General features: G+C 49.2%; 12 protein-coding genes. 9 read left to right on the top strand and 3 right to left on the bottom strand.

The genetic code is table 11. The annotated features are described in order from the left end of the window. Positions 1-50: 50 nt before the first annotated feature. Positions 51-2,129: a formate hydrogenlyase transcriptional activator FlhA gene (flhA, locus tag HVZ52_RS04905; RefSeq protein ID WP_047357866.1), complete on the top strand. Its 2,079-nt coding sequence runs from the start codon at positions 51-53 to the stop codon at positions 2,127-2,129. 106 nt (positions 2,130-2,235) lie between these two features. Here flhA and HVZ52_RS04900 read toward each other — a convergent pair whose 3' ends face one another. Beyond that, entirely contained in the window at positions 2,236-2,580 is a 345-nt protein-coding gene (locus tag HVZ52_RS04900) for a nitrous oxide-stimulated promoter family protein (RefSeq protein WP_003825888.1), read from the bottom strand. A 188-nt stretch (positions 2,581-2,768) separates the two neighbouring features. Between HVZ52_RS04900 and HVZ52_RS04895 the strand changes: the two genes are divergently transcribed. The 4 genes from HVZ52_RS04895 to sitD are packed head-to-tail and all read left to right on the top strand — an operon-like array spanning position 2,769 to position 6,206. After that, complete coding sequence (locus HVZ52_RS04895) at positions 2,769-3,686, top strand: metal ABC transporter substrate-binding protein (RefSeq protein ID WP_019077550.1); 918 nt, start codon at positions 2,769-2,771, stop codon at positions 3,684-3,686. Then, positions 3,683-4,504, top strand: coding sequence for an iron/manganese ABC transporter ATP-binding protein SitB (gene sitB, locus HVZ52_RS04890; RefSeq protein WP_016154198.1), 822 nt, complete (start codon positions 3,683-3,685; stop codon positions 4,502-4,504). Before HVZ52_RS04895 ends, sitB begins: the two co-directional genes overlap by 4 nt. Then, a complete protein-coding gene (gene sitC, locus HVZ52_RS04885) occupies positions 4,501-5,358 on the top strand; it encodes an iron/manganese ABC transporter permease subunit SitC (protein ID WP_016154199.1) in 858 nt (285 codons plus the stop codon). Before sitB ends, sitC begins: the two co-directional genes overlap by 4 nt. Further along, positions 5,355-6,206 carry an iron/manganese ABC transporter permease subunit SitD gene (gene sitD, locus HVZ52_RS04880; protein WP_016154200.1) on the top strand — a complete coding sequence of 284 codons (852 nt, stop codon included), beginning with the start codon at positions 5,355-5,357 and terminating at the stop codon, positions 6,204-6,206. Before sitC ends, sitD begins: the two co-directional genes overlap by 4 nt. Before the next feature lie 108 nt (positions 6,207-6,314). Here sitD and HVZ52_RS04875 read toward each other — a convergent pair whose 3' ends face one another. Both HVZ52_RS04875 and HVZ52_RS04870 read right to left on the bottom strand, forming a co-directional pair. After that, positions 6,315-7,112 carry an EAL domain-containing protein gene (locus tag HVZ52_RS04875; protein ID WP_181599269.1) on the bottom strand — a complete coding sequence of 266 codons (798 nt, stop codon included), beginning with the start codon at positions 7,110-7,112 and terminating at the stop codon, positions 6,315-6,317. Positions 7,113-7,341: 229 nt separating this feature from the next. Next, positions 7,342-7,944 (bottom strand): helix-turn-helix domain-containing protein, encoded by a 603-nt coding sequence (locus tag HVZ52_RS04870; RefSeq protein WP_181598945.1) that lies wholly within the window; start codon positions 7,942-7,944, stop codon positions 7,342-7,344. 456 nt (positions 7,945-8,400) lie between these two features. Between HVZ52_RS04870 and HVZ52_RS04865 the strand changes: the two genes are divergently transcribed. The 4 genes from HVZ52_RS04865 (at position 8,401) to HVZ52_RS04850 (ending at position 11,925) form a co-directional block, all read left to right on the top strand. Continuing rightward, positions 8,401-9,186 (top strand): winged helix-turn-helix domain-containing protein, encoded by a 786-nt coding sequence (locus HVZ52_RS04865; protein WP_181598944.1) that lies wholly within the window; start codon positions 8,401-8,403, stop codon positions 9,184-9,186. Beyond that, positions 9,186-9,698, top strand: a complete 513-nt coding sequence (locus tag HVZ52_RS04860; protein ID WP_131346665.1) for a hypothetical protein — start codon at positions 9,186-9,188, stop codon at positions 9,696-9,698. The genes HVZ52_RS04865 and HVZ52_RS04860 overlap by 1 nt, the downstream gene beginning before the upstream one ends. A gap of 917 nt (positions 9,699-10,615) precedes the next feature. After that, a complete protein-coding gene (locus HVZ52_RS04855) occupies positions 10,616-11,176 on the top strand; it encodes a fimbrial protein (RefSeq protein ID WP_181598943.1) in 561 nt (186 codons plus the stop codon). Between the two features lie 83 nt (positions 11,177-11,259). Further along, entirely contained in the window at positions 11,260-11,925 is a 666-nt protein-coding gene (locus HVZ52_RS04850) for a fimbria/pilus periplasmic chaperone (RefSeq protein ID WP_223952813.1), read from the top strand. The last annotated feature ends 22 nt before the right edge of the window (positions 11,926-11,947 follow it).

Below are 11,947 nucleotides of genomic sequence, written 5' to 3'. Positions count from 1 at the left end.
TCATTTACCGTTTTCGCACCGTTCTGCGGTGCTTTTCCTGGAAAAGCAATATGTCGTATACACCGATGAGTGACCTCGGACAGCAAGGCCTGTTCGATATTACTCGTACATTATTACAGCAGCCCGACCTGCCGTCTCTCAGCGAGGCGCTTTCGCAACTGGTCAAGCGTTCAGCGCTGGCCGACTGCGCGGCTATTGTCTTATGGCAGGCACAAACGCAGCGTGCGCGTTATTTTGCGACGCGTGAAAATGGTAACCCCATCGATTATGAAGACGAAACGGTGCTGGCGCATGGCCCGGTACGCCGTATTTTGTCTCGCCCCGATGCGCTGCACTGCAACTATCACGAGTTTAGCGAAACCTGGCCACAGCTGGCCTCTGGCGGACTGTATTCTAAATTTGGTCACTATTGCCTGCTACCGCTGGCAGCAGATGGGCGAATCTTTGGCGGTTGCGAATTTATCCGTAACGAAGACCAACCGTGGAGTGAAAAAGAGTACAACCGGCTGCAGACCTTCACCCAAATAGTCGGTGTCGTTGCTGAACAAATTCAAAGCCGGGTCAGCAACAATGTCGATTACGATCTCCTGTGCCGTGAGCGTGATAACTTTCGCATCCTGGTCGCCATCACCAATGCTGTGCTCTCCCGCCTGGATATTGATGAGCTGGTCAGCGAAGTCGCCAAAGAGATCCATCACTACTTCGACATTGATGCCATCAGCATCGTGTTACGCAGCGATCGCAAAAACAAGCTCAGCATTTATTCCACTCACTATCTGGATGAACATCATCCGGCACACGAACAAAGTGAAGTGGACGAAGCCGGCACGCTCTCTGAACGGGTCTTCAAAAGTAAAGAGATGCTGCTGATTAACCTGAGCGAACGCGATACCCTGGCCCCTTACGAAAGAATGTTGTTCGAAACCTGGGGCAACCAGCTACAGACTCTGTGCCTGCTGCCGCTGATGTCCGGCAATAATATGCTCGGCGTACTTAAGCTGGCGCAATGTGAAGAGAAAGTATTCACCACCGCCAATCTCAAACTGCTGCGCCAAATCGCAGAACGCGTGGCGATCGCCGTGGATAACGCCCTCGCCTACCAGGAGATCCACCGCCTGAAGGAGCGGCTGGTCGATGAAAACCTGGCGCTGACTGAACAACTCAACAACGTGGAGAGTGAGTTCGGAGAAATCATTGGCCGCAGCGAAGCGATGTACAGCGTACTCAAACAGGTCGAAATGGTGGCGCAAAGCGACAGCACTGTCCTGATTCTTGGTGAAACCGGGACGGGTAAGGAGCTGATTGCACGAGCAATTCACAACCTGAGCGGACGTAACGCCCGTCGGATGGTGAAAATGAACTGCGCGGCAATGCCTGCCGGATTGCTGGAAAGCGATCTGTTTGGCCATGAGCGTGGCGCATTTACCGGGGCCAGCACGCAGCGGATTGGACGCTTTGAACTGGCGGACAAAAGTTCGTTATTTCTCGATGAAGTTGGCGACATGCCGCTGGAGCTTCAGCCCAAGCTGCTGCGCGTTCTGCAGGAGCAGGAGTTTGAACGTCTGGGCAGCAATAAGCTGATCCAGACCGACGTTCGCTTGATCGCTGCCACTAACCGCGATCTGAAAAAGATGGTCGCCGATCGCGAGTTTCGTAACGATCTCTACTATCGACTGAACGTCTTCCCGATCCATCTGCCGCCGCTGCGCGAGCGCCCGGAAGATATTCCGCTGCTGGTGAAAGCCTTCACCTTCAAAATTGCCCGCCGGATGGGGCGCAATATCGACAGCATTCCCGCCGAAGCCCTGCGTACGCTGAGCAACATGGAATGGCCGGGTAACGTGCGCGAGCTGGAAAACGTCGTAGAACGCGCGGTTCTGCTCACCCGGGGCAACGTGCTGCAACTGTCCTTGCCGGATGTAATCGCTATGGCGCCGTCTACGCCGCCGGTGGCGACCGAAGTCGCGCAGGATGGCGAAGATGAATACCAGCTGATAATGCGCGTTCTGAAAGAAACCAATGGCGTTGTCGCCGGTCCTAAAGGCGCGGCACAAAGACTGGGGTTGAAACGCACAACGTTACTCTCGCGCATGAAGCGCTTGGGCATTGATAAGGACGCACTGGTTTAACGGATTATTGCCCGATAGCGCTACGCTTATCGGGCCTACGCCACTGGTGCGTTTGTCTTTGTCGGCCGGGTAAGGCGCAGCCGCCATCCGGCATAGAATTGCTAAATCACTTCTTCCGCTGGTATTTCTCGGGTAACTCCGGCACCGGACGTTTGTCATCAATCAGATGACGCACGGTCAGGATCGGATGACGCCAGAGCATTCTGGGTCCAGCCCAACGCATAATTTGCTTCATCTCTTCGCGTTTAGCGGGCTGGTAACAGTGCACCGGACACTGTTTGCAGGCCGGTTTTTCCTCACCAAATACGCATTTATCCAGGCGCTTTTGCGCATAGGCAAACAACGCATCGTAATGCCCCGGTTCATCTGAAGCCTGCGGACACTGGCTCTCATACAGCGAGATCATTCTCTGGATCGTCATTTTCTCACGTGCAATACGTTTGCCGGACATGATGCCTCCATAATTAAGTTGCATAAATAATACACCTTAACTAAGCGCAGGACTATTACCTGGCGGTGATACATTCCTTAGCACACTACGCAAATAAGAATTATTTTCATTTGTTTATGCCATGTGCTATATAACATAGCAAAGGCTATATTCGATGATAAATTAACCACTTTGTTGTGAGGGATACTATGCCGCATCTGCCCCATCTGAAGTCATTTCTCCTTGCCAGCGTGTTAACGGCGCTTACGCTGTCACCTGCCTGGGCGAAAGAAAAGTTCAAAGTGATAACCACCTTTACGGTGATTGCCGATATGGCAAGCAATGTGGCAGGTGACGCGGCGGACGTCAGTTCCATCACCAAACCCGGGGCAGAAATTCACGAATATCAACCCACACCGGGAGATATTAAACGGGCGCAAGGCGCACAGCTTATTCTCTCCAACGGCCTTAACCTCGAACTATGGTTTGCCCGCTTCTACCAAAATTTGTCCGGCGTACCGGAGGTCATGGTCTCAAATGGCGTGCAGCCAATGGGTATCAGCGAAGGGCCATACAACGGCAAACCGAATCCGCATGCCTGGATGTCAGCGGAGAACGCGCTTATCTACGTGGATAACATTCGCGATGCGCTGATGAAATACGATCCCGACCATGCCGCAACCTACCAGAAAAATGCGGAGAATTATAAAGCGAAAATCCAGCAAACTCTGGCGCCACTGCATGCAGAACTGGCGAAGCTCCCTGCAGATAAACGCTGGCTGGTCACCAGCGAAGGCGCATTCTCTTACCTCGCGCGTGATAACGGCCTGAAAGAGCTGTATCTATGGCCGATCAATGCCGATCAGCAAGGCACGCCCAAGCAGGTACGCAAAGTGATCGATGCGATCAGAAAACATCAAATCCCTACCGTATTTAGCGAAAGCACCGTGTCCGACAAACCTGCGCGTCAGGTCGCCCGCGAGTCTGGCGCGTATTACGGCGGCGTGCTGTATGTCGATTCGCTCAGCGCTGCCGATGGTCCGGTACCGACCTATCTGGATTTACTGCGCGTGACGACAGAAACCATCGTCAGCGGCATCAACGACGGGTTAAGGAGCCAAAAATGAGTCAATCTGCGATTACCGTGAATCAGGTTACGGTGACGTATCGCAACGGCCACACCGCGCTGCGGGATGCCACTTTTCAGGTTCCGGGCGGCTCAATTGCCGCTCTGGTCGGCGTAAACGGTTCGGGAAAATCAACGCTTTTTAAAGCGCTGATGGGTTTTGTCCGGTTGGCGAAAGGGGAAATATCTATTCTGCAACAACCGGTTAATAAGGCGCTCAAACAGAATCTTATCGCCTATGTCCCCCAGTCAGAAGAGGTGGACTGGTCGTTTCCGGTACTGGTGGAAGATGTAGTGATGATGGGCCGCTTTGGCCATATGGGGTGGCTGCGTCGACCAAAACAAATCGACCACGACTGCGTGGATGCGGCGCTGGCGCGGGTAGATATGCTGGACTATCGCCATCGCCAGATAGGTGAACTGTCCGGCGGGCAGAAAAAACGCGTTTTTCTGGCAAGAGCCATCGCACAGGACGGGCAGGTTATTTTACTGGATGAACCCTTCACCGGCGTGGATGTGAAAACCGAGGCCCGGATCATCGATCTGCTGCGTGAACTGCGTGATGAAGGCCGGACCATGCTGGTCTCTACCCATAATCTGGGATCCGTCACCGAATTTTGCGATTACACGGTGATGATTAAGGGCACGGTGCTGGCAAGTGGGCCAACCGAAACCACCTTTACCCACGAGAATCTCGAGCTGGCATTCAGCGGCGTTCTGCGTCACGTCGCGCTGAGCGGCGGTGAACAACACGTGATTACCGATGATGAACGTCCGTTTATTTCGCGACGCGCGGCAAGCGAGGGGGAGCAATCATGAACTGGCTGACGGAGCCGTTTGGCTACCAGTACATGCTCAACGCCATGTGGGTTTCGGCGATGGTCGGCGGCCTGTGCGCATTTCTCTCCTGCTATCTGATGCTCAAAGGCTGGTCGCTGATTGGCGATGCGCTGTCGCACTCGATCGTTCCAGGCGTGGCCGGAGCCTATATGTTAGGGCTTCCCTTTGCGCTGGGCGCATTTCTTTCCGGTGGACTGGCGGCGGGCAGCATGCTGTTTCTCAATCAGCGTTCACGCCTGAAGGAAGATGCCATTATCGGGCTGATTTTTTCGTCCTTTTTCGGTATCGGGCTGTTTATGGTGTCGCTTAATCCGATGTCGGTAAACATCCAGACCATTATTCTGGGTAACATCCTGGCGATTGCGCCGGAAGATATCCTGCAACTGGCGATCATCGGCGTGGTTTCGCTGACCATTCTGTTTTTGAAGTGGAAAGATCTGATGGTGGTCTTTTTTGATGAAAACCACGCGCGGTCTATCGGTCTGAATCCGGGTCGGCTGAAGCTATTGTTTTTTACGCTGCTCTCCGTTTCCACGATCGCCGCACTGCAAACCGTCGGTGCCTTTCTGGTGATTTGCCTGGTGGTTACGCCCGGTGCGACGGCCTGGCTGCTGACCGATCGTTTTCCTCGCCTGCTCACCATCGCCGTGGCGCTCGGCAGCCTGACCAGCTTTTTCGGCGCCTGGCTAAGCTACTGGCTGGACGGTGCAACCGGCGGAATTATCGTCGTTCTGCAAACGCTGCTGTTCCTGCTGGCATTTGTCTTCGCACCAAAACACGGTCTGCTGGCAAATCGCCGCCGCGCCCGTCTGGTGAACAAGGAGCAAGTATGATCTTAACAACGCTGCTGGAACCTTTTCAGTTTAGCTTTATGGTTAATGCGCTGGTCATCTCTACCATCGTCGCTGTGCCCTGCGCGCTGCTGTCGGTATTTTTAGTACTCAAAGGCTGGGCGCTGATGGGCGATGCCATGAGTCATGCGGTTTTCCCAGGGATTGTCCTGGCGTGGATTGCGGGCATCCCGCTGGCAATTGGCGCGTTTATCGCCGGTCTGTTCTGCGCGGTGGCAACCGGATACCTCGACGATAACAGCCGCATTAAGCGCGACACCATCATGGGTATTGTTTTCTCCGGGATGTTTGGTGCGGGTCTGGTGCTGTACGTCTCTATCCAGTCAGAAGTCCATCTCGATCATATTCTGTTCGGCGACATGCTGGGCGTATCGTTAAGCGATATCATGCAAACCGCGGTTATTACTCTGGGGATCGCGCTTATCATCGGACTTAAATGGAAAGATTTGCTGCTGCATGCGTTCGACCCACATCAGGCAAAGGCCAGTGGGCTTAACACCGCACTGCTGCATTACGGCCTGTTGTGCATGATCGCCCTGACGATTGTCGCCACGCTAAAATCGGTAGGGATTATTTTGTCAATTTCATTACTGATTGCACCTGGCGCCATCGCGATTTTAATGACGCGGAAATTTTCCCACGCCTTATGGCTGGCGGTGGCGATGTCGGTCATTACCTCATTTATGGGCGTGTACCTGTCATTTTTCATCGACAGCGCGCCGGCTCCCACCATCGTCGTACTATTTTCTCTGCTGTTTGTGATTACCTTTATTTATGCAACCCTGCGCGATCGGCGTTTAGAGAATCAGCTTCAGCTGCAGGATCCGTAAATTATGGGTCAGCTAATGTTCTTGATATTAATATAGCCTCCGCCAGGAGGTTATATTATCGGCAGATTACAGCATCGTGATGATACGTTTAAATAAACGGATTATAGATTACTCTAACGTGAACAACGGTTTTGGCTTGCCAATGTGGTATCCCTGTAACCACCCGACATTCATGTGTTCCAGGTGCATCTGGATTTCGGCACTTTCAACAAACTCGGCGACAACCTGCATACCTTTCATTGCCGCAACCCGGCAGAAAGATTCGATGATATAGCGACTAACCTCACATTTTATAATCCCACGAACGAAAGACCCATCAATCTTCAAAATATCTGCTTCAATGTTCATCAGGCGTTCATAGCTTGCAAACCCGGCACCGAAGTCATCAATCGCGATCCGACATCCCAATTGACGTAGTAAGCGTAGTGTATCTGCCGTGTGTTCTTTATCTGACAGGGTATCAGCCTCGGTTATCTCAAAAATAATCCGTTGCGGTATCACCACATATTCCTGCAACAACGCAGTTATCTTTGCAACGATACCTGAACGACATAGCGTCACTGGCGCCAGGTTAATGGAAAAACAACTCAGCGGATGGTAGCGCATGTACTTCAGGGTGTTCTCAATAACCCAAAGATCGATATCGGGTGCTAACCCTGTGTCGCGTGCAACCGACAGAAAATGGTCAGGGGAAAGAAATTCCCCGTGCTCATTGAGCATGCGGATCAATATCTCATGATAGGATTCATCACCACGAGTACTGACGATAGGCTGGGCCAGCAGGACAAAGGTATTGTGATCCAACGCGTTTTGCAGTGCAGCGCGAACATCCGTTGTATCGGTAGTAGGTTTGCCAAACAGTCGGCTATGCTGTGCCTCAAGGTTTTCCGGCCTGCCGTTGGTCATTGGCGATATGACTTTTGTTATTATTGGAGGGAACATCATATTCATATCAAATTAATAAATAAATACTAATTTATAGATAAAAATGGACATTCCGCGTAGCTGGCATCAGCGGTGAAGAAAAAGACAAAAACCAACATACTGATAATCAACAAAAATCACAAACCCAGTTTTTTCATTATCATTCCAGCTGAGTGCAAAAAAAACACGTCAGATGCTTTTAATGTTAACTTTAACATACAAAAAAAGAGAGTTTCCCTCGCTTCATAATTATTTTTCCGTCACTCACTAACTCCTGCAATACTTTGTGGATAGCACTGCGTGAGATATGATTTCGAGCGAGAATGAATGTATACACAGATGTGTTTTCACGCATCTCAGGCTCCATCGACCAAATATATTTCAGGTGTTCAATAATCAATTCACGGATAGTACGATGCGATTGCAATTTTTCTCGTTGAAAATAGCGTTGCAGATGTAGCGTTAAAATATCAAATGCATGTTTCCAAAGATTCTTCGCAGTGAACAAAAGTTCGGCATTGAGTGCACTCATGGCCCACATTTCACAATCGGTATCACAACGTAAATAGTGTCCGGCAACTTCCGTACGCATTTGTGGCAAGCCGAGGATGGCCGGTGCAGATATACTTACCATCACTAAATCATTTTCCACACGATGAACAGAGACGGCCCCTTTCTCCAGAAACAAGATATTTCCATCACTCTTCAGATCAATACGCTGGCGTTTTTTGCGTAAGGACAGCCAGGCATTATCTGACTTTTTCATTTCATCACCAACAAGCACTACAGCATTTTCAATATCTTTCTGGAACATGGGACTCTCTACCGCAAATTATGGCTTTGTCAAAACGAGGGTGGATTTTTACTCAACACGAAAAATAAATGTCAGCTCACCAACAAGCTGACATTTATTCCCATCTACATCTACCACCGGCATTCCCTGGTGCCGTTGACGCGTTCAGACTCATGCTGTTTTCGCGTGGTGGCGCCAGGCAGTATATGACGCTGTCCATAAAGAATTAATGACAATCATCTTTGTCGTCGTTATTTCATCTTTCTGTTCTTTGCAACGTAGCCAAAAAGATACAATACATTGATTTATATATAGTTTATTTTCATTAAAAAGTTATCATTGTTGTTATATTATGATACTAAATTGAAACACTTCGCGGTTCTCGCTGCAGGGTCGGGTCCATACTGGTGGTCTTTATGGGCTAAGTGGTATCATGACTCGCCAACCGCCTGGCGCACCAGCAAGAGTAGAAACATCATGTCTGAGACTGGCAATGTCAGTTATCTGATTGAAAAAATAATAATATTTACGCCAGCTACACAATCTCTGGCGCGGATAGATCAACCCAATCAGCGGATAAAACTCAAACACTCGGCGTCATTATGTCTTTTATTACTTATTCAACATCGCGGGCAAGTGGTTTCCCAAAACGAACTACTGGAATTCGGCTGGGGTAAAAATCACCGCCAGGTGAGCTTCAACGCCTTTTATCAAAGCATTCTCTCTTTGCGCAAAAGTTTGCTGCAGCTGGAACTGGAGCAACCGCTTATCACCACGATCCCCCGCAAAGGGCTGATCATCCAGGAAGAGTTCAATATTCAGGTGATTGAAACTCCGGAGGAGAGCGTATCTTTTACAGCAGAACCCTTAGTGCCGGATGCCGCCATAGAAGAACTGTCAGATGACACAGCGCGCCAACCTTTGATAACCACTGCTGAAATGGTAATACTTGCTATTACCCTGATAATTTGTGTGCTTATAATGTATCCGTGGCAAACCAGTGATAACTATTTCTCCGGCTATATCACCGCAGACAACGCCCCCACTGACTGTCAGTATTATTTTAATAATGATGCCAGTAATTTCTCCCGACATACGGCATTTATCAACAAAAATCCTGGGTTGTGTCAGAGCCATAAATTTATCTATATCACCACCTACCCTGAATCCAAAAAATTATCCGTGCTTGTATGTCGCTCACCGATGAAAAACAGGCAGGAAAACGCCTGTCAGTCAGTTTATTACCCACGGTATGATAGCTAATGAATTTTTATTCCCGAACGCCCCGCATCCAGACTGGTATTATCCTGCTGCTTTGTTTTGCTGCGCTAATTGTTACCGCCGTCTACCGGTACAGTAAAAACAATGGTCAGTTACATAATCTGACCTGTCGGTCTGCCATCGAGATTGTACGCAATACAAGCTCATTCCGAGGGATCATTGATATCAAAACCGGCGGCAGCAAAGGTATTGTGAATATTGATGGCATTATCAAAGATGCCGAAAATAATGAGCAGACCGTGCAACGCATGGTACTTTTTACACAATCCAGCTACGGCTCAAGCCCGGTTTGGATTTCGCAGAAAATCCAAATCTCCAATCGCGAAACAGCACCCGCCAGTCTCATTCAGGAACTCCTCCCCGACTTCTTCCTGAGCAACACCAGCGTATCCAACGTCGATTTTTTTGCGCTGAATAGAGAGACGTATTTGATTACCAAAGAGGGGATCCCCTATCTGTACTGCCAGAATTATGCGTTGCCGGAAAATGAATAATCAATAAGCGAAGATTAAAAAAAAGCAAAAACGATTTGAAAGAGTCACTTGATACGGACTTCATGAACCACACGGCAATGATGTCTTGGTGTGTTAATGCTGATTAATAAAGATTATTTTCTCTCATAATATAAAAACCCTATTCTAACCTACACTACCATAACTCGCTGATTATGCGAACATTGTTACCCTGCTCGTCCAGCGTTATAACTTTCTGGTTTTCCAATAATCCCTTCCCTCTCTGACCGCCAGTAACAAATGTCACCGACAGTTGTATATTGATGCAACGATGATTTTATAGCTCGGGCGACTTTTCAGGCGCAGAGTTAGCGGTGAAATTTGACGGTGTGCCAAGCTGATATTCTGCAATGCGGCACAATCATCCGGTCAGACAGGTATTGAGCATGTTCATAACCCGATTGATTGCCCTGCCCGGGAGTCCACTTTAGCCCAGGGCCGACACAGTAATTGTATCTAACTCGTTTATTTTATTAAGTTTTTGATAACAATTAGTTAATTAATTTATTCATTCGCCTATTCCGCTGTTCTGCAAAAACGTCATTTGCAGCTTTTGTCCATCATCTAACCAGTAATTACTTTCTTAACGCTAGCCTCTTCACCCCCTCGCTCATGATATAAATTTATAAACAACATTAAAAATAGCGTTTTAATCTTAAAAAAACAATTTAATCGATATTTACATTTACCGAATATTCAAACAATGGTCTTATATTCCAACCTTACAGCGTGACGCGAAATGTTGTTCTGCAACCGAATGCGCCACTCCAGAGAAGGTGAAATGAATCATCAACATCTGTTCAGATGCCAGGGATGATGTAGCGCGAACCAGGGAGCAGGGAAAAAGTTTCACGCTACTGACAAAAGTAAATTTGATTATGAAAATGGGATATAGACAAATGTTTAACAAAACATTCATCGTAGTGGCATTGATGGTTTCCGGCTCTGCATTTGCAACTGAATCAACCGGCGTAGCGGGTGGCACCATTACCTTTAACGGTTCAGTGTCCGATACCACCTGTAACGTGGTGACCAATAACGGTTCAGACTTCACGGTAAACCTTTCCCCTATCGCTGTGGGTGATATGGGCACCACCGCCGGTGTTGTTAAAACCAACGCCAAAGACTTCACCATGAATCTGAAAAACTGCTCTGCGGCATCGGACGAAGCTAAAACGCTTAAAATCACTTTCAGCAGCAGCAACCTGTCGGATGACGCTAAATACCTGAAAAACTACAGCGACAATGGCGCCGAGGGTGTGGGTATTGCGCTAACCAAAGACGGTAACACTGCCGTACCGTTTGATACCGCTTTCGATACTGGTCTGAGTTCCGCTGACGCTGCCACCGAAGATGGCGTCACACTGACCATGTATGCCAACTACTACAACTACGGTGGCGCGGCCGTAACAACCGGTAAAGTAGTTACTGACGCAACTTATTCCTTCAGCTACGACTAACTCATTCAGCCGGGGTCTCCCCGGCTCTCCTCTACGACATTATGAAAACTCTGATATTTTTTCTTGCGGCTACGTTCATTTCCATGAATGCCAGCGCAAGCGTTGTGATCAACGAAACGCGTGTTATTTATCCGGCCAGCGCCAAATTTGTGTCGGTGCAACTGGTAAACGACAGCGAACAAACCCATCTGGTGCAGTCCTGGATTGACGAGGGCGATGCTTCCGCCGCGCCGGAGAAAGTCAAAGTGCCGTTTTCTCTGCTGCCTCCGGTCGTAAAAATGAGCGGGCACGCCGGACAGGCTCTGAAAATCTCGGCGATGAACACCCATTCGCTGCCAAAAGACCGCGAAAGTGTGTTCTGGCTTAACGTTCTGGATGTCCCTCCCGTCCCTGAAGGGAGTGGCGATAGCTACCTACAAGTGGCCATTCGCAATCGTATAAAACTGTTCTATCGTCCGGATCAACTGAGCGACCTCGACAGCAGCGTGGCGGAGAAAATTACCGTTTCGACTTCTGGCGGTCACACTTGCCTGAAGAATAATTCGCCATATTACATGACCATCCCTCAGGTCGTGACCTGGCAGGGGGGCGAGCTAAAGCAAAGCCGAAAAGATAATTTACTGGCTGAGACTGCGTTTATACCGCCGTTTGGCTGCGCGCTGGTATCCAGCAAAATTCAGTCCGGTGGGCAATATCGCCTTACCTGGCTTGATGATTATGGCGCAAAGAGATTCAGCACTATTCACTGATATCCCAGATAAATGACTCCAG

The sequence above is a fragment of the Citrobacter sp. RHB36-C18 genome, assembly GCF_013814485.1.
In the GTDB taxonomy this organism is placed as follows: Bacteria; Pseudomonadota; Gammaproteobacteria; order Enterobacterales; family Enterobacteriaceae; genus Citrobacter; species Citrobacter braakii.
The sequence above is the reverse complement of the archived record's forward strand: the minus strand, read 5'-3'. Positions and strand labels throughout refer to the sequence as shown.